This is a genomic window from Gordonia sp. KTR9 (assembly GCF_000143885.2).
Classification (GTDB): domain Bacteria; phylum Actinomycetota; class Actinomycetes; order Mycobacteriales; family Mycobacteriaceae; genus Gordonia.
The window spans coordinates 1,574,462-1,592,744 of the sequence record NC_018581.1 but is presented as its reverse complement, the minus strand read 5'-3'; the positions used below and the strand labels follow the sequence as shown (position 1 = coordinate 1,592,744).

The window sequence follows — 18,283 nt, the reverse complement described above, 5'->3', positions numbered from 1 at the left end:
TCCTCTGATCTCGACGCCCCGTGTGGGGTCCTCGGGTTCGGCCGCGGGTCTGCTCGGGGTCGCCCCGCGCGGCCCGGTTTCGGCCCCGCCCCCCATCCTGCCCCGGCGTCGTGGCCGCGGCAATGAGTACGAAGTCCTGATCACGGTGGCTTTCTGCACGATTCGCCCGACGTGTAACCTGGTGGACACCATGACGTCACCGCTTCCGCAGAACGGCACCAACGACTTTCGCGCGATCCTGATCCACATCGGGATCACCGTCGTCCTCGGACTCGGTTTGCTGGTACTCGCTCACGCGTCGTCGGATCCACTGCAGACCGTGCTCATCATCGCCTCCCCCATCGTGGTCCTCCTCGGCGCGAGCGCGATGCTGTATCGCACATACCTGGCCTGGAAGCGCAACGGCCGCTGGCAGGTGTGGCAGGGCGGGGCATGGTTCCTGCTGATCTTCTTCATCGTGATGCTGTTCAATTCCGCACCCGTGCTCTTCGAGTGACCGTCGACGGCGACGGCGACGGCCTGGGCCTGTTCCACCCCGGGCGGGTGGGACCGGACCGGTAGAGTCAGGACTCACCCGAGGTGAGGGAGGCACCGTGTCTGTCGGTCCGGCTCACGACGAACCACTCCCTCCCGGCACTCTCGTCGGGCGTCATCGCGTCGATCGACTGCTCCGCCGGCGCCCGGTGGGTGACGACTATCTGGCAACGGTCCTCCACCCTGGGGCCGGGGACCCACGGACGGCGGGTTCACCTCCCGATCGGGTCATGCTCACCGTCGTCGACCGGAGGACCTCGGCCGGCCCCGGCTTTCGCAGCTGGTTCCCGCTGGCGGTCGAAAGGGCTTCGACGATGGGGCATCCCGCGATCGCGCAGGTCGCCGGTCACGGTTCCGCCGACGGTCGGGCCTGGGTGGCGATCGAACCCGTGCCCGCGTCCGACGCAGCACTGCTGATCCGCCGCCACCCCGACGGCATCGACGTCGATCTCGCGGTACGCATCATCACCGTCGTGGGCGACGCGCTCGATGCCGCACACCGCAGACGACTGGTCCACGGCAACGTCTCCCCGGCCGACATCCTGCTCGCCGAGCCCGGCGACCTGACCGGTTCCGCCGCGGCGACCCCTGGTGTCGTCACGCTCACCGGTTTCGGACTGACCGCCCCAGGACACGACGGCCAGATGCCGCATCCGGCAGGCGATGTCGCCGCACTGGGCCGCACGCTCGTCGAATTGCTCACCGGCACAGGATCGGTCGCGCGGCATCGGGTGTCGGGGGCGGTCTCGCCGGCCTTCTACGCCGTGCTGGCCCGCGCCCTCGACCCCGATTCCGACCACCGCTACCGCACCTGCGCGGAGTTCGTCCGCGCCGCCGAGCTCGCCCTGCATCTCACGCACACCGACGGCGAACCACCGACCGAGGTCATCGCCGCGGGCACGCCCGGGCCCGACCGCGGCGTCCCGCGGGTGTTCACGCCCGCCGGTCATCCGGACCGGCCGACAGAGGTCGACACCGAGCGGCGCCGGGCGGTCGCGACACCGCCGACACCGCCGCCGGTCTCCGCATCGCCGCGTCGACGTCGCTGGATCGCACCGATCCTCGTCGCCGCGGTGATCGTCGCCCTCGTCGTCGGAACGCTGATCCTGCTCGGTGCGAGCACCACCCGGCCGCCGTGGCCGTCGGCCGTCGCTCCCATCGCCACGACCTTCCCCCAACTCCTGCCCGAGACACCGGAGTCGACGGGATGGCGAGGTGCCCGCTGCGAGGCCGTCCTCCGCGACGGGGTGGACGGCATCTCGTGTACCGACGACGCGAACGTCGGGTTCGTGGTGTGGCGCACACCCACGCCTCCGACACGTGCCGCGGTCACCGCCGGCCTGAAAGGCTATCCGGGAGACGAGATCAGCTGGCGGGACGGACCGGCGTCGGCGAGCCGGGACAGCGTCGTGGACGGCTGGGTCGTCACGAATTTCACCGGGTCACCGCGTGCGGAATACACCCTGGTGACCACGTGGCCCGGACACACCGGCCGCGAGATCCTCGACGACTGGTGGCGCACCGCTCCGCTGGGCTGACCGAACCCGACGACCACCCCACCCGCACAGCGACCGGCACGAGCCCTGATCAGCGCCCCCGGAGCGCGTCGATGCGGACCGCGACCTCCATCGCGGTCGACGGCCTCGTTCCGGCGAGCGCCAGACAGTTCGCGATGAGGGTGCGCTCGTCGCGATCCAGGTTCTCCGACAGTGCCGGCGGGGTCGACAGCGCGGCCCGGATCGCCAGCAGCGGTTGGGTGTCCGGCACCTCCCCGTACACCCCGTCGCCGGTGAGGGCGCGATGCAGGCACGCACCGAGCGACCAGATGTCGGTCGCACGCGAGGGCACGTCACCCGCCAGCAGCGCCGGGTCCATGTACTGCACCGCACCGGGCTGGGCGAAGCTCGTGATGGGCTCGTCGGCGGCGAGGACCCGGGCCAGGCCGAGATCGGAGATCTTGCCGCCGGTCTCGGTGACCATGATGCTCGACGGTGTGATGTTGGCGTGTGCGATCCCGGCCTCGTGCAGTGCGTCGACGCCGCGTGCCGCGTCGGCGATCGCCGCCAGCTTCTCGTCCCGGCTGAGCTCGCGCGCCGGACTGCCCAGCGAACCGAGCGGGAAGTACTCCATCGCGTACATGAACTGCCCCTGCAGCACCGCGTCGTAGAGGCCCGCCAGGTACGGCGACACGACGGCGGCGAACGCCCGCAGTTCACGCACCCCTCGTCGGTAGGCGTCGTCGCTGCAGACGCCGCTGAAGACCTTCACCACCACGCGGTCGGTGCCCAGTCCCAGTCGCGCGGGCGGGACGGCGAGGTAGAACGTGCCGTTGCCGCCGATGCCGAGCTTCTCGAGCACCGTGAAATCCGCCAGCTGTTGCGGGATCTCGACTGTCGCCATGTCAGGGCCTCTCCGATGATGAACCGATGTTCGGGCTGGACGTGTCGGACGCCGCTCGCGACGGCGTGGGTTGCGCGGCCGGTGTCGACCGGTAGAGATCCGCGACGCGGTCACCGAGCGATTCCTCGCTTGTCCCGGTGTTGTCGACGACGGTGACCGGAACCGGTGCGCCCTGTCCACTCTCGTCGGCCGCGGCCACGGTGAAGGACACGGACTCGTCCCGATGCCGGCGAGGGTCCTGGATCGACACCGAAACCCCCTGCTCGGCAACGGTGTTGAGGTCGGCAAGCCACCGGCGTCGGGAACCGGAGGCCACGATGGTCAGCGACCGTGACCCGAAGAGCGCCAGCCCGGCGGCCATCAGCACAGCGGTGCGGCCGCTGCGACTGTCGGCGGCGACACAGGTGACGGTGCTGCGACTCGGAGCAACCGCGGCATCGGCGGTCTCGTCGATGACGGCGACCGGAGCCGACCGCAGTGACCCGCCGAGGGAGAGGTCCGCGCTGTCCACGACGATGATGTCGGCATTCGCGTTCTCCGACATCGCGTCGAGGTCGACGGCCGGGTCGGCGCTGAACCGGCACAGGACCGAGACCGAACCCGCGCCGGTCAGCGACGAGCCCAGCTCGTTGAGCTTCTCCACGGCCGAGGCGATCGCAGCGAAGTCCGGCACCACCGGGATCCCGACCTCGAGCGGGCGGGCGGAACGATCCGGCGCAGTGAGCAGACCGGCCAGCACGACGTCGAATCCGGTGACGCAGTCGAGCATTCGACGATGCCGTGCCCGTAGATCCGCGACCGTCCCGACGGGGTCGCGGATCAGCACCAGGACCCGCGGCGCGGTGGCGGTGGCCAGTGCGCGACGTTCGGCTGCCGCGATGTCGTTGGCCACCACCTTGTCCGGGTACACCACCCGCAGCAACGGCTCGGTCAGGATCGTGGTCACGAGCGCCATCACCACGAGCATCGCGAACAGCTCGTCGCTCAGTACGCCGAGCTCACGGCCGGCGGCGAGGATCACGAGTTCGGTGAGTCCTCGCGTGTTCATGAGCACCGCGATGGCCGCGCTCTGCCTGGTGGGTATGGCGCTCACCCGCGCGCCGGCATAGGCACCGACGAACTTGCCCGCGATCGCGACGAGGAGAACCAGGAGCAACTGCCCCAACCCGGCGAGCCCGATCTCGGTGAGGTCGACGTTGAGGCCGGTGACGACGAAGAACATCGGCAGCAGGAGCAGCACGCTCGCCTGCTCGAGTCGCTCGAGGATCTCCCGGTGCAGTTGCTCGGCCCCCACCTTGGGCATGACCCCGCCGAACACGAAGGCGCCGAAGATCTGGTGGATGCCGATGACATCGGTCGCCGCCGCCGAGAGGAACAGCCCGATCAGGATGACCGCCAGGATGTCCGGGGTCAGCCGGCCCGCGGCGTCGCGCCAGACGATCAGCTTCGCCAGCAATGGCCGCACCACGCCGAACATCACCGCCGCGTACACGAGCGTGAGTCCGACGATCTTCGCGACCTCCAGCGGACTGCCGCCCTGGATGATCGCGATGATGAAGGCCAGTAGAGTCCACGCCAGGATGTCGTCGATCGCGGCGGCGGCAAGGCTGAACACACCGGGGACGGTGCGCATCATCCCGCGATCGGTGAGGATGCGCGCGAGCACCGGGAAGGCGGTGATCGACATGGCGACGCCCATGAACAGCACCATCCCGAGCCGTTCGATCTCCATGCCCCCGACCATGTTGTGCGAGGGATAGAGCAGCAGTCCGAGCGCGGCACCGAGGCCGAACGGCAAGGCGATCGAGAACGCCGAGATGCTCGCGGCCGCACGTTCTCGTCCCTTGGTCAGCCGCATGTCCAGTTCGAGACCGACGATGAACATGAACAGCACGAGGCCGATCTGCGCGAGTGCACCCAACAACGGCCGGACGTCGTCGGGGAACAACCACTCGTCGGGGTTGCCGGGCAGGAGTCCCAGCAGGCTGGGACCCAGCGCGATCCCGGCGGCGATCTCGCCGACGACGGCCGGCTGACGGCACGCACGCGCGATCATCCCACCCACTCGTGCAGCGGCGATGACGATCGCGACGTCGAGCAGCAGGAAGGCGATCGTGTGTTTCTCCATGGCCTCGGATCCGTTCGCTCAGATGCGCGCGTGGTGTGACTCGAAGATGAAGTGCCGTCCGCCTATTCGGACGTGCGATCCGGGCACCAGCACGTGGGCACGATGCGGCAGCAGGCGGGTCTCGCGGTTGCCGTTGCTGGGATCGGCGACGAAGGTGCCGTTGGCCGACCCGAGGTCGACCAGCTGCACCGTCCACTCCACCAGCCGGATCTCCACGTGACGCCGCGAGAGCTGACCGGTTTCGTCCTGGACGCGAATGGGTTTGGGCGAGCCCGCCGGTCCGCCACCGGCCGACCCCGGCTCCCGGCCGATGACCAGGTCCTCGTCGAGCAGGAAGGTGAATCCGTTGTCGAGCAGCAACCAGCCCAGCGGCGGCCGCTCCCCCTCGACGAGGAAGGTCGTCAGCTGATCCATCCGGATCCCGCACACCCCGCACAGCCACGACTGCGGATGGTTCAGATGGCCTCGCGAACAACGTATCCCGTGCACCATGGCCCGTGACGCCTCGATCTTGACGACCTCGGTCGCGGGCTTCTGGTGCTCCTCCTTGGGCAGGGGCGCGCGCGGTTCGAGGGGTTCGGCGAACGGGTTCGGCGCGGGTGCGGGCTCGATGTGCGGCCGGCCACCCGGCGGTGTCGCGTCCCGCGGAGCCGGCTCCGGCTGACGAGGTCCGGGCGGCGACAACGGCTCGCGCTCGAAGGGACCGCCCAGCGGAGTCGAGGTGAACGGCAGTGGGTCCGATGCCGGCAGGCCGGCGCCGGGGGCCATCCGTTCGGTGGTACCCATGGGGTCCGGCTCCGGTGTCGCGGAGCGGTGGTCCCCGACGGGTTCGACGTCGAGGTCCGGGCTCGCCGGCCGGGGCGGCAGGTCGTCGAAGGGTGACCGCTTCCGGATCGGTTCGGGCGCAGGGGTTTCGGGAGCAGGAGGTTCGGGCGCAGGGAGTTCGGACACAGGGGGTTGGGGCTTCTCGTCTTCCGAATCGTCGAGATCCCGCAGCGCCTCGGTCGGCGGACCCGGGTCCGGATCGGGTCGGGACGGTTCGACCACCCTGTCCGGCCCCGGCTGTGCCGGTCGCTGGGGCGCCGATCGCTGGGGTACCGCATGGAACTCGGTGCCGCGCAGGCCCAGTGGGGTATGCAGCAGCGCGCCCGCGGCGGGCACCATTCCCTCGACGAGGTCGAATCGCTCCTCGCCGACTTCGGCGGGTTCCGTGCCGGCGAGATAGAGCCCGAGCCCCTCGTACGGCCACGGCACGGCGCGGTCGTAGGTGTCGCCGGCAGCCGGCTCCATCCGCTTGCCGTCGGTCTCCCCGTAGACCCGGCCGGACAGGAAGATCGCGATGCCGGCACTGTCGGGTGCGGCGAACGCGATGTCGACCGGTTCGTCGGCGGTGGCCACCAGTTGCGCCAGCGCCCGCACGAGGTGCCGGCCGCGTCGCGGCATCGAATCCGGCACGGACACCGCTGATTCGATGTCGAGGAGGTCGGTGGTGAACGACGTCGGCACCGTGTCGGCCATCAGACACAGGAACGCCGGCGTGCGGATCACGACCCCCGCGCCGGGGATCAGCGTCACGGTCGGTGTGACGCTGGGAATGTCACCCGGAATGGTCACAGGAACCGGCCTCCCTGGAATCGCCAGTGCGGGAAGACGGCGCGCAGTGGCCCGTTGACCGCCACCCAGACGAGGAGCCACGTGGTCACGAACTGGACCGAGAACACGAAGGGCGACGGTTTCAGCGACTCCGGGATCACTCCCGTGCCGTCGATCACGATCCACACGAGGATGCCCTCGTTGATCGCGGTGAGGAGTCCGAACAGCGTCGGCCAGTCCTTCTCCCAGCGGAACTGCTGCAGGAAGTGGTACAGGAACTCCCAGAGCACCCCGAGGACGATGACGGTGACGAGGACGGTGAAGGCGACTCGGTAGACGTCGGCGATCGACGGGTCCCCCGAGGAGATCAGCCACAGGAACGGGACGAGCACGATCGTCCACAGACCGCCGAGGATGCCGAGCACGAACACGCGGGTCTGGATTCGCCCCCACAGGGTGGGCAACATGTCAGTCGACTCCCTTGTTGTTCATCCAGCGCCACCACTGGGCCGTCGATCGCCAGGGCGTCAGTCGCTTGCAGAATCCCTGCCGGGCGAGGTCGTCCACGATCTCCAGGGCGGCGATCTGCAGACCGAGGAACGTGTCGACGCCGGGAAAGTAACCGCCGAGCGTCGCGCTGCCGGAGGCGTAGAGCTTGCCGTTGCCGCTACGGGTGCCCTTCAGCTCGAAGTCGCGTTCGACGTCCATGCGGCCGACCGGGTTGATGCCGGCACCGGTGTGGTCGAGCAGGTCGCGCAGCAGGCGGTGCTCGCGCACATCGGCTTCGAGTCCGGTGCAGTCGATCACGTAGTCGGCGTAGATCTCGAAGGTCCCGTCGGGTCGGTGTTCCTGCCGGATCGGTGCGTGCGGGTCGACCCGCACCGTGGTCACCACCCCCTGTCCGCCCGCGGCCGGCACCAGGCTCTCGGCCTTGCCGACGGCGACGCGGTACCAGCCCTCGCGGCGCCCGCGGGCCAGTTGTTCCTGCCAGTCGTCGCGGACGGGTGTGTTGGTGCCGCCCATCTGCTTGTACGCCTCGGCGCGCTCGTGCCCCTCGAGCTTGCGCATACGGGCCTTGAGTTGCCCGCCCCACACCGACTTCGGGTAGTTGAAGCCCTGGTAGGCCCAGCCGTCCTTGCCCTTGCGCCGCATGAAGATGTGCGGCCCGTGCGGCTTGTCGTAGTACGTGCGGAAGAGATGCACGATCTGCGTCTGCAGTCCGTATGCGTCGCGATCGTCGATGAGCCGCTGCAGGACCCGGGAGGCGACGATCCCCGCTCCGCGGATCACCACGGTGCCGGGCTTGCGTTGCAGGGACTGGTAGATGTGCTCGTGGGACTCGTAGGCGTTGACGACCTTGCTGGCGTCGCGGTAGGTCTCCCGGAAGGCCTGCAGATCGGGCAGGAGTTTGATGCCGGGGTATCCGATCGCGACATGGACCCACTGACTGCGGAAGGCCACCCGCTTCGTGGGCGAAGTCCCTTGTGGCGGTGTGAGAATAGTGAAGTACCCGCCACCGGCGCGGCGTCGGATCATGCGGACCTGACCGCGGTGCAGGCACTTCAGGTAACCGATGCGCTCGCACTCCTTCTCCATCGAGGCGAACGCCTGCCCGGCCTTCGGTGTGTAGAAGTTCGCGAAGACGGGTTCCACCAGCACATTCCAGAGTGGCTTGAACTTCTTGTCCGCCCACGCCTCCCGGACGGCATAGGAGGGGAAGCCCCAGATGTTGTCCGGGGTCGACGCCGAGTCGGAGCGCAAGCGCTCCCCGCGCGGGATCTGCGACACCCGCGTCAGGTACTCGTAGCTGTGCCACGGCACGTCCTGTGGTCCGAGTACGGCGATCCGATCGAGCGGCACCCCGCTGATCCGCAGATAGTCGACGGTCACGAACGACCCGATTCCGGACCCGACCGTCACGAACGGGACGTCGACGACCGGGATGCCCGCAGCCTCGACCATCGCGTCGGTCCAGACGTCGGTGCCGATGAGCTCCGGGGTCAGATCACCCACGATGCCGGCGGGTCCGGGCGCGCCCCGGTGAGGCGACTGCGGCGCCCGTCGCGGCATCGGGCCGGGTGGGGGCGGCGGGGTCGGCCGTCGTGGGCCGGGCGCCGGTTGCGCGGGACCGGGCTGCCGCGGGCCCGGCGGACCCGGCCGGGGCCCGCCCGGCTGGGGAACGACACGCGTGGGACCCTGCGGCGGCTGGTTCACGACCGGCTCCGGGCCCGGGTCACGTCCGCGGACAGCCCGCGGCGGCGGGCGCAGGCGGAATGCGTCGCGCCCCGCAAGCGCTGGGACGCGCGAACACAACGGGACATCGCTCCTCCAGGTGAGCAGGCACGGGCACGGATGGTGCGGTAACTCTAACCCGCGCACGGGGTCCCGACGGCCTTATATAACCCGAACGAATTACACCCGTCTCACCAGGTCAGCCGCCGAAGTCGCGCGTCGGCCGATGCGGCTGCCGGCACGTACACCGAGCCATTGTGCCGGTACCTAATGTGACATCGAGTGTTGACAAAGTAGGCGTCGCCGAAATACGTTCGGATCATCCGCTGTGGTCTGTTTCACCGACCGAGCCGCCCACCCCGAAGGGATGCGACGATGACGAAAGCACTGACCCCGACCGACCGGGAGCACGGGGCCCCCACCCGCTACGTGCCGCAGCACGACAAGTCCGGCAGCGACCACGACTACGGGCAGGTCCTCGACGATCTGTCCGCAGCCTCGGTCCATCGCAACTTCGATCCCTATGTCGACATCGACTGGGATGCGCCACACATGGCGATCGTCGAGAACGATCCCCGGTGGATCCTGTCCTACGAGGTCGATCCGATCGGCCGTCACCCCTGGTACCAGCAGCTGCCGCAGGACAAGCAGATCGAGATCGGCATGTGGCGTCAGGCCAATGTCGCGAAGGTCGGCCTACAGTTCGAGTCGGTGCTGATCCGCGGACTGATGCAGTACAGCTTCAAACTCCCCAACGGTGCGCGCGAATTTCGTTACACCACGCACGAATCCAAGGAGGAGTGCAACCACACCCTGATGTTCCAGGAGTTCATCAACCGCACCGGGGTGGACGTGCCGGGCGCCAAGATCGGCTACCGGCTGATCTCTCCGTTCGTCCCGCTCGTCTCGACTGTCTTCCCCACCCTGTTCTTCTTCGGGGTCCTCGGCGGCGAGGAGCCGATCGACCACATCCAGAAGGACTTCCTGCGCACCCGTGCGAGCCTGCACCCGACGATGGCCGCGGTCATGCAGTTGCATGTCGCCGAGGAGGCACGCCACATCTCCTTCGCCCATCACCTGATCCGCGAGCAGGTGCCACAGCGCGGACGCATCCAGCGGTTCCTGTTGTCGCTCATGCTCCCGCTGACGATGCGCATCCTCTGCGGCGCCATCGTGGTGCCCCCGCGGAGCTTCGCCAAGCGGTTCGACGTGCCCGACGAGGTCATGAAGGACATCTTCTGGCGCTCACCGGAATCAAAGCGGTTCCTGCGTAACGTGTTCGGCGACGTCCGCATGCTCGGTGAGCAGAGTGGGCTGATGAATCCCGTCTCGCGTCTGCTGTGGCGCGCGCTCGGTATCAGCGGCCGCCCCTCGCGGTTCCGCAGCGAACCCACCTACACCGCGGCCTGAGCCGAACTCCACGCGAGTAGAACCCGAGACCAATGCCTCACGTCGTCACCCAGGCGTGCTGCGGTGACGCGTCGTGCGTGTACGCATGCCCCGTCAACTGCATCCACCCCACCCCCGAAGAGCCCGATTTCGGCATCGCCGAGATGCTCTACATCGATCCCGCCACCTGCGTCGACTGCGGCGCCTGTGTCAGTGCGTGCCCGGTCGGCGCCATCGTCCCCGGACATCGCCTGCCGGCGGGCCAGGAACGGTTCGTCGAGGTCAACGCGACCCAGTACCACGATCCGGTCGACGGGGCCGCCCGCTTCCCCGTCGACCCCGCCCGTCGCCTGCCCCTCGCACCCATCGACCGCCCGCGGCAGCTGGCCGTCGACACCTCGATCTCCATCGGCATCGTGGGCTCCGGTCCCTCGGCTATGTACGCGGCCGACGAGCTGCTGCGGCAACCGCAGATCTCGGTCACCATGTACGAACGCCTCGACCGGCCGTTCGGGCTGGCGCGCTTCGGCGTCGCGCCCGATCACCTGCACACGCGCAAGGTGATGCAGTTGTTCGACGACATCGCGCGCAACCCGCGTCTGGAGATCCTGCTCAACACCGAGGTCGGGCGTGACCTCACGCTGGCCGACCTGCGGGGCCGGCACCAGGGCGTCATCTGGGCCGGCGGCGCCCCGACGGATCGCCAACTCGCGCTGCCCGGATTCGATCGACCGGGTGTGTCCAGCGCGACCTCCTTCGTGGGCTGGTACAACGGCCACCCCGACTTCACCGACCTCGACGTCGACCTGGACACCGAGCGTGTCGTGGTCGTGGGCAACGGCAACGTCGCCCTCGATGTCGCGCGCATCCTCGTCGCCGACCCGGACACTCTCGCCGCGACCGACATCTCCCGTCCGGCCCTGGCGACACTGCGGGCCTCGTCGGTGCACGAGGTGGTCGTGATGGGCCGCCGCGGGCCCGCCCACGCGGCGTTCACCCTGCCCGAGCTCATCGGCCTGGTGGATTCGGGTGTCCCGGTCACCGTCGACGCCGCCGACCTCGCGTTGCCCGCACCTGCCGACCTCGACGCCACCGTCCGCGCCAAACTCGAGATTCTCGCCGAGTGCGCCGCGCGCCCCGAACCCGACGGCCGCCGAATCCGGTTGGCGTTCTTCACCTCGCCAGTGGAGGTGGCCGTCGGCCCGGACGGTCGCGCGAGCTCGCTGATCGTCGGTCGTAACCGTCCCGTCCTCGACGACTCCGGAGTCGCGGTGGGCATCGAACCCACCGGCGACACCACCGCGCTCGGGACCGGACTGGTCCTCACCTCGGTCGGCTACCGCGGTGTCGCGGTCCCCGGTCTGCCGTTCGACGACGCTGCCGGGGTCATCCCGCACATCGACGGGCGTGTCCTCGACGGGACCGAACCCGTGCCGGGCATGTACGTGACGGGGTGGATCAAGCGCGGCCCGTCGGGGTTCATCGGCACCAACAAGACCGACTCCGCGCAGACCGTCGCGTCGTTGCTCGACGACCTCGAAGCGAGCGACCCAGACGTCTCGGCACCGCGCCGGCGTCGGCTCTTCGGCCGACGCCCGGGTGCCGCCTCGCCGTTGCCGGAGTCGACGGCGGGACCGCTGCACTAGATTGCAGCCATGGGGCCCGCGTATCAGCGCACCACCGTGCGCGCCGATCTGTCCGACCTACCCGCCGATGTCGCCGCCACGCTGCGCGACCACGCCGACTCCAAGCAGCTCACCGTCACCGATGACCTGCCGGCGTGGATCACCCGAAGCATCAACCCGCCGTCGACCTCGTTCCTCGGCAAGATCTTCGGACGACGCAGCAATCCGGTCGACCCCGACTCCGAACACCAGACACTGATCGTGCTGCACCCGACCCACCTGATCGTCGTCGTGTCCGGTGCGAAGCGCGGGGTCGCGGCGTTGTCGTGTCCGCTGGCCGTCGCCTCGATGTCGTCGACCCCCTCGGTTCCGGAATCGGACGGATTCTCGGTGACCGGGTTCGCCGGTGACGGCGGGCGTCCGGGCAGCTTCTACCTCGGGACCGGGGAGCCGGCCGGGCCGGAATGCCGCGACGCCGTGCACGCGGCCATCGTCGCCGCGAAGAATCCGTGACCGCCGCGAACACCGCCGTCTCGCGACCCGCCCTCGGTATCACGCTCGCCCTGATCTCGTCGGCGTGCTTCGGTATCTCCGGCGTGCTGGCCCGGGCCATGATCGAGGCCGGCTGGTCGGCCGGCGCGACCGTCACGGTTCGCATCGCGCTCGGTGGTCTGGTGCTGGCCGTACCCGGCCTGCTCGCCTTCCGCGACCGTCGACAGCCCATCCCCGACCGGCCCAGCCGCCGGTCGTGGGCGGTGCTCGTCAGCTACGGGCTCCTCGCGGTGGCGGGCTGTCAGCTCGCCTACTTCTATGCGGTGACCTACCTGCAGGTCGGCGTCGCGTTGCTCATCGAGTACACCGCACCGGTCGCGGTGCTGGTGTGGATGTGGTTGCGGCACGGTCAGCGTCCGGGACGTGTCACCGTCCTCGGCGCGGCGCTCGCCATCGGTGGACTGGCCCTCGTCCTCGACCTGACCGGGGACGTCCCGATCAGTGCTGTCGGGGTGCTGTGGGCGCTCGCGGCGATGGTGGGGGCAGCGGCCTACTTCGTGATCTCGGCCGATGACCGCACGGGCTGGCCCCCGCTCAGCCTCGCCGCCGGCGGCCTGCTGATCGGGGCGCTGGCCCTGGTCGGCGCCGGACTGACCGGGCTCCTGCCGATGAGCACGACGACCGTTCCGGTTCGCGTCGGTGAGCTCGAGGTGGCCTGGTGGGTGCCGCTGGTCTTGCTCGGTGTGGTCTCGGCAGCCATGGCCTACGGGTTCGGCATCGCGGGTGGCCGTCTTCTCGGCGCCCGCGTGATGTCCTTCGTCGCGCTGTCCGAGGTGCTGTTCGCGGTGGTCTTCGCCTGGCTGGTTCTCGACGAGTTGCCGGCACCGATCCAACTCGCCGGCGGCCTGCTCATCGTGCTCGGCGTCATCTGCGTCCGACTCGGCGAAGCCGTCCCGGCGCGGTCACGCGAGTGAGAATCATTGTGCGCATTTGTGAATAATGTTGCGCACGTTGCACATCTGTCCACAGTTCGGCGTGTTGGAAGGGAATGTGTCGCACGTCGCAACGGGCCGGGGTAGTCTCGTGGCCCATGTGGGGGGAGGAACCACGCGCGACGGGGATGTTCTCGAGGTTTGACTACATCGACGCCGCGCTCACAACCGGGGATCGCTTCATCGATCTCGTGCTCGGGGTCGACGACCCCGACACCCGGCTCGCCGATGTCCCCGGCTGGACACTGACCGATTGCGTCGGCCATGTCGCGGTGGCACCGTCGCGCTTCCTCGAACTCGCCCGCGGCGAGGGTGAATGGTGCTCGTCCGCGGTCGACCTGCCCGACTTCAACGCCAAACAGATCGCCAACCTGCCCACCCGGGACGTGCGGCAGCTGTGCCGTCGACTGACCGACGACCTGCATGAACTCGTCGACGAGGTGTCGCACTTTCACGCCCAGGTCCCCAAGATGCACTTCGACGGCGACCGCCTCATCCGGGCCGACGCCGCCCTGGGGCTGCTGATCGGCGAGTTCGTGGTGCACGCCCACGACATCGCCCGAGCGGTCGGCGCCCGCTGGTGGGTCGAGCCCGAGGTGGTCATGATGGTCATTCGTGCCCGCCAGCACATCCTGCCGAGCTGGGTCGATCCCGTGAACGCCGCCGGGCACTCCGGCACCTACGACATCCGGCTGCGCGGGTGCGGCGAACGCCACGTCTACGAGTTCACCGACGGTGAGCTGCAGATCGATCCGCCGGATCCACGCCGGCCCGACGTCCACATCAGCGTCGACCCCGCCACGGCCCTGCTCGCCGGCTACGGCCGCGTGTCACCGGGCTGGATAGGCCTCACCGGCAAGGGGATCGCCTGGGGCGCCCGCCCGTGGCTCGCCTCGCGGCTGGCCCAGCGGTTCCTGCCGGCCTGATCGGCCGGCCCGAACAAGCGACGAGCCCTCCCCGCTCCCTGAGGTGCGAGGAGCGAAAGCGACGAGACCTCCCCGCTCCCTGAGGTGCGAGGAGAGAAAGCGACGAGCCTCGAAGGGCGGCAACCGAAGTCACCGCCCCTCGAGGCTCGCTGCGCTCGCACCTCGGGGGACACAGAGGGCTCGCTGCGCTCGCACCTCGGGGGACACAGAGGGCTCGCTGCGCTCGCACCTCGGGGGACACAGAGGGCTCGCTCCGCTCGCCCTACGGCGAGCATTGTTGTTCGATTGTCGCGGTTGACGCCCCGGTCAGCGACCGGCAGGCGAACCGGCCGGGCGGCTCACGCGGCGTCCCTGCCCGCGGCCGGTTGCTCGCGGCTGGTCGGCGGCACGCGAGTGTCCCGCGCCTCGACCCTGTCCGCCTGTCCGTGCTTCCGACGAGCGCGAACCGCCCGCGCGTGAGTCACTCCGGACCGGGCGGCCGCGGCCCTCGCCGCGTGTGCCGCGTGAGTCACTGCCACCGGCGCTCCGGTTCTCACCGCGGGCGCCGCCGTTACCGCCCTGGCCTCGGCCACGGCCACCGCGTCGACTCCCCTGTGACCGGCCACCCTGCGAGCGACCGCCCTGTGAGCCGCCACCCCGAGCGGAGCCGCCACGAGCGGCCTCTGCCGCGGCGCGTGCTGCAGCGGACACGCGGGGCGCGCGCTCGCCGACGAGTTCGTCGACGGCAGCCGATGTGGCGGCCACGGAGACGGGGGTCACCTTGATCTTGGCCTTGCGCAGCAGCTGCGCGACCTCGCGACGCTGCTCGTGCAGACAGACGGTGACCACGTCGCCGGCCGACCCGGCGCGAGCCGTACGGCCCGAGCGATGCAGGTACGCCTTGTGCTCGGCCGGCGGGTCGACGTGCACGACGAGTTCGATGCCGTCGACGTGTACGCCGCGGGCGGCGACGTCGGTGGCGACGAGGACCCGGATGTCACCCTGACCGAAAGCGGCGAGGTTGCGGTCACGCTGCGCCTGGCTGAGGTTGCCGTGCAGGTCGACGGCGGGGATGCCGGACTCGGTCAGCTTCTTGGCGAGCTTCTTGGCCTGGTGCTTGGTGCGCATGAACAGGATGCGGCGACCGGTGCCGGAGGCGAGTTCGGTGACGAGATCCTGCTTGTCCGACGAGGAGACCTCGAAGACGTGGTGGGTCATCGCGGCGACCGGCGACTCCGCCGAATCGACCGAATGCAACACCGGGTTGTCGAGGAAGCGCTTGGCGAGCTTGTCGACGCCGTTGTCCAGCGTGGCCGAGAACAGCATCCGCTGGCCGCCTGCGGGAGTCGCGGCCAGGATCTTGGTCACGACCGGCAGGAAGCCGAGGTCGGCCATGTGGTCGGCCTCGTCGATCACGGTGATCTCGACCTCGTCCAGACGGACGATGCCCTGGCGCATCAGGTCCTCGAGGCGTCCGGGGCAGGCGACGACGATGTCGACACCGCGGCGGAACGCCTGCTCCTGGCGGGTCTGCTTGACCCCGCCGAAGACGGTGGTGACGGTGAGCCCCACGGACGCGGCGAGAGGTTCGACGACGGCGGCGATCTGGGTCGCGAGTTCACGCGTCGGCGCCAGGATCAGGCCGGTGGGTGCTCCCACGTAACGCTTGACCTGCATCTCGGCCAGACCGGCGACGAGAGGGATGGAGAAGGCGAGGGTCTTGCCGGAGCCGGTCTTGCCGCGGCCCAGGACATCCTTGCCGTCGAGGGTGTCCGGCAGGGTGTCTGCCTGGATCGGAAAGGCGTCGGTCTTGCCCTGCGAGGCGAGAACCTTGACGAGTTCGGCTGGAACACCGAGCGATTCGAACGACACTCCCGGAGACACCGCAGCGGCGTCGGAAGAGGTGGTCGTCGGGTTTTCGAGTACAGCAGTCATGTGGTGTGCAGGTGTCTTCCTGTGCTTGGCACGCGAACAGCACGACTGACGTGCGAGGGCGGTGCCGGTGGCGAACACGCGGGTGCGCGAGCTCGTTCGCCGTATGAAGTCAATGGCAGGTGGCCGACCGGTGTCGGAATCTCCAACCTGCGAGAGAGGCGTTCTACGACGCTAGACGCGGCCGGTACGGGCGCATCACTTTCAGCAACAGTACGCGTCGGTAATCGATACCGCGAATCGCTGTGATGCAGGTCGCGTGTGGAACCGTGGGCGACGGCCCCGGACTGCGCGACCACGGCACGCCATCGAAACCCCTACACGACAACACAGTTGTCAGAACGCCTCGTTCAGCATGACCGCGACGGTGCCGGGTTCGAGTGCGTCGAAGACGTGCTCGACGTCGCCGGGGTAAGAGATGTAGTCGCCGGCCGATAGAACCTGGGCGGCGGCGGTGGGGCCGAGACGCGCACGGCCGCAACTGATCACGACGTGCTCGATCATTCCACGCGCGTGCGGTGCCGACACCCTGGGTTTGCCCGGCTCCGCCCGGATGACGTACAAGTCGCGCCTCGATCCCGGCGCCGCGGTGGACAGCAGTGTGGCCGAGTAGTCGGCATCCGCGGCCGGGATCACCGGCCCCTCGCCGAAACGGATGACCTCGACGGTCGGCGTCGGCGAGTCCAGCAGCGCCGAGAACTGCACCCCCAACGCCGTCGAGAGGGCCCACAGCGTCTCCACGCTCGGGTTCCCCTCCCCCGATTCGAGCTGGGACAGCGTCGACTTCCCGATGCCGGCACGACGCGCGAGTTCGGTCAGGGACAGGCCGGCCCGTGTGCGTTCCCGTTTCAACGACGCGGCGACGAGTTCTTTCGGGTTCACCGATCGTGCTTCGTTCATCAAACCGTCCGATCGTCCATCTTGACGAACACACAACTACTGTTCACTATGATAGTCATGCGTTCGGCTTGGAGAACACTCGACACGGCGACCCTGCGCGCCGTCGTGGTGATGTCTCTGTCGGTCCTCGTCATCGGCACGTCGTACGGGGTGGCTGCGCACGGCGCGGGTCTTGCTCTCTGGCAGATCGTGCTGGTCGCCACGGTGGTGCTCGCCGGGTCGTCGGAGTTCGTCTTCGTCGGCATCCTGGCCGCCGGCGGGGTGCCGATCCTGGCGGCGCTGGCGGGCTTGCTGGTCAACACCCGCAACTTCGGATACGGCCTCGCCGTCGGAAAGCACCTGCGCGGCACCCCCGAGATCCTCCTGGGCGCCCACCTCATCAACGACGAGACGGCCGCACTGGCGACCGCCGAATCCGACCCGCGTCGTGCACGCGCCGCCTTCCTGTTGTGCGGACTGGGGGTTCTCGTCGCGTGGCCGGCCGGTGCGGCCTTGGGCGCCACCCTCGGCGGCGTGGTGGCCGATCCGGGGAAGCTCGGCCTCGACGCCGCGTTCCCCGCCCTGCTCGCCGCACTGGCCATCCCGGCCCTTCGCGACGGCGCGACCTGGGCGGCGGTGACCGTCGGCGCCGCGGTGGCCGTGGCGTCGACGCCTTTTCTTCCCGCAGGATTGCCGATCATCGGTGCGCTCGGAGGGTTCGCCGCCCTGGAGACAGTCCGCCGGTCTCGCGAAGCGTCTCTGCGCGCACCGGAAACCGCCTGCACGGGAACCGACGCCGCCGAGGAAGGCGCCTCGGCCCGGGACATGCTCGGGCACAACAATGTTCGGAGTAGGCGATGAACGCCGGGATCTCGCTGGCCGTCGGCATCACGCTGCTCGCGGTCGGCACCTACGCGATGCGCGCGGCCGGACCTGTTCTGCGGAACCGGATCTCGGTGTCGGAGGCGACCGAGAAGCTGATGGACCGGGCGACGGTCGTCCTGCTCGTCGCCGTCGCGCTGACCGGTACGTTCTTCATCGACCACGACTTCGCCGGATGGGCGCGGCCCGCGGGCGTGACGGTCGGGGTGATCGCGGCGCTGCTGAAAGCGCCCCTCGCCGTCGTGGTCATCCTCGCCGCCGCCACCGCGGCGGGATTGCGAGCACTCGGCGTCGCCTGAC

Annotated in this window: 16 protein-coding genes; 9 read left to right on the top strand and 7 right to left on the bottom strand. The window is 69.3% G+C overall.

The genetic code is table 11. The features are described from left to right. The first annotated feature begins 190 nt into the window (after positions 1-190). Both KTR9_RS08060 and KTR9_RS08055 read left to right on the top strand, forming a co-directional pair. Positions 191-496, top strand: coding sequence for a hypothetical protein (locus KTR9_RS08060; RefSeq protein WP_014925970.1), 306 nt, complete (start codon positions 191-193; stop codon positions 494-496). A gap of 97 nt (positions 497-593) precedes the next feature. Further along, entirely contained in the window at positions 594-2,072 is a 1,479-nt protein-coding gene (locus tag KTR9_RS08055; protein WP_014925969.1) for a serine/threonine protein kinase, read from the top strand. Between the two features lie 49 nt (positions 2,073-2,121). On the opposite strand, the gene KTR9_RS08050 is transcribed toward KTR9_RS08055, so the two are convergent. Genes KTR9_RS08050 through KTR9_RS08030 form a run of 5 tightly spaced genes read right to left on the bottom strand, consistent with a single transcriptional unit; the run spans position 2,122 to position 8,725 of the window. Next, positions 2,122-2,934, bottom strand: a complete 813-nt coding sequence (locus KTR9_RS08050; RefSeq protein WP_010844404.1) for a protein kinase domain-containing protein — start codon at positions 2,932-2,934, stop codon at positions 2,122-2,124. Between the two features lies 1 nt (position 2,935). Continuing rightward, entirely contained in the window at positions 2,936-5,062 is a 2,127-nt protein-coding gene (locus KTR9_RS08045; protein WP_014925968.1) for a cation:proton antiporter, read from the bottom strand. Between the two features lie 18 nt (positions 5,063-5,080). Then, the gene (locus KTR9_RS08040; protein ID WP_014925967.1) at positions 5,081-6,676 is read right to left on the bottom strand and encodes an FHA domain-containing protein; all 1,596 of its coding nucleotides are present in this window, start codon (positions 6,674-6,676) and stop codon (positions 5,081-5,083) included. Then, the gene (locus KTR9_RS08035) at positions 6,673-7,122 is read right to left on the bottom strand and encodes a hypothetical protein (protein ID WP_010844407.1); all 450 of its coding nucleotides are present in this window, start codon (positions 7,120-7,122) and stop codon (positions 6,673-6,675) included. The genes KTR9_RS08040 and KTR9_RS08035 overlap by 4 nt, the downstream gene beginning before the upstream one ends. 1 nt (position 7,123) lies before the next feature. Then, positions 7,124-8,725: a hypothetical protein gene (locus tag KTR9_RS08030; RefSeq protein ID WP_044506259.1), complete on the bottom strand. Its 1,602-nt coding sequence runs from the start codon at positions 8,723-8,725 to the stop codon at positions 7,124-7,126. A gap of 537 nt (positions 8,726-9,262) precedes the next feature. On the opposite strand from KTR9_RS08030, the gene KTR9_RS08025 reads away from it, so the two are divergent. The 5 genes from KTR9_RS08025 to KTR9_RS08005 all read left to right on the top strand — a co-directional run bounded on the left by KTR9_RS08025 (position 9,263) and on the right by KTR9_RS08005 (position 14,311). Then, complete coding sequence (locus KTR9_RS08025; protein WP_014925965.1) at positions 9,263-10,297, top strand: AurF N-oxygenase family protein; 1,035 nt, start codon at positions 9,263-9,265, stop codon at positions 10,295-10,297. A 32-nt stretch (positions 10,298-10,329) separates the two neighbouring features. Further along, a complete protein-coding gene (locus tag KTR9_RS08020) occupies positions 10,330-11,922 on the top strand; it encodes a 4Fe-4S binding protein (protein WP_010843467.1) in 1,593 nt (530 codons plus the stop codon). 9 nt (positions 11,923-11,931) lie between these two features. Then, positions 11,932-12,414, top strand: coding sequence for a hypothetical protein (locus tag KTR9_RS08015; protein ID WP_014925964.1), 483 nt, complete (start codon positions 11,932-11,934; stop codon positions 12,412-12,414). Further along, positions 12,411-13,367: an EamA family transporter gene (locus KTR9_RS08010; protein ID WP_010843469.1), complete on the top strand. Its 957-nt coding sequence runs from the start codon at positions 12,411-12,413 to the stop codon at positions 13,365-13,367. Before KTR9_RS08015 ends, KTR9_RS08010 begins: the two co-directional genes overlap by 4 nt. Positions 13,368-13,483: 116 nt before the next feature. Next, positions 13,484-14,311 carry a maleylpyruvate isomerase N-terminal domain-containing protein gene (locus KTR9_RS08005; RefSeq protein WP_014925963.1) on the top strand — a complete coding sequence of 276 codons (828 nt, stop codon included), beginning with the start codon at positions 13,484-13,486 and terminating at the stop codon, positions 14,309-14,311. 306 nt (positions 14,312-14,617) lie between these two features. Here KTR9_RS08005 and KTR9_RS08000 read toward each other — a convergent pair whose 3' ends face one another. After that, on the bottom strand, positions 14,618-16,225 hold the full coding sequence (locus KTR9_RS08000; protein ID WP_014925962.1) for a DEAD/DEAH box helicase: 1,608 nt from the start codon (positions 16,223-16,225) through the stop codon (positions 14,618-14,620). Positions 16,226-16,558: 333 nt separating this feature from the next. Further along, positions 16,559-17,122, bottom strand: a complete 564-nt coding sequence (locus KTR9_RS07995) for a helix-turn-helix domain-containing protein (protein WP_044506257.1) — start codon at positions 17,120-17,122, stop codon at positions 16,559-16,561. Between the two features lie 57 nt (positions 17,123-17,179). Here KTR9_RS07995 and KTR9_RS07990 point away from each other — a divergent pair, with 57 nt between their 5' ends. Continuing rightward, positions 17,180-17,962 carry an AzlC family ABC transporter permease gene (locus tag KTR9_RS07990; protein ID WP_044506256.1) on the top strand — a complete coding sequence of 261 codons (783 nt, stop codon included), beginning with the start codon at positions 17,180-17,182 and terminating at the stop codon, positions 17,960-17,962. After that, positions 17,959-18,282 carry an AzlD domain-containing protein gene (locus KTR9_RS07985; RefSeq protein WP_010843474.1) on the top strand — a complete coding sequence of 108 codons (324 nt, stop codon included), beginning with the start codon at positions 17,959-17,961 and terminating at the stop codon, positions 18,280-18,282. The genes KTR9_RS07990 and KTR9_RS07985 overlap by 4 nt, the downstream gene beginning before the upstream one ends. The last annotated feature ends 1 nt before the right edge of the window (position 18,283 follow it).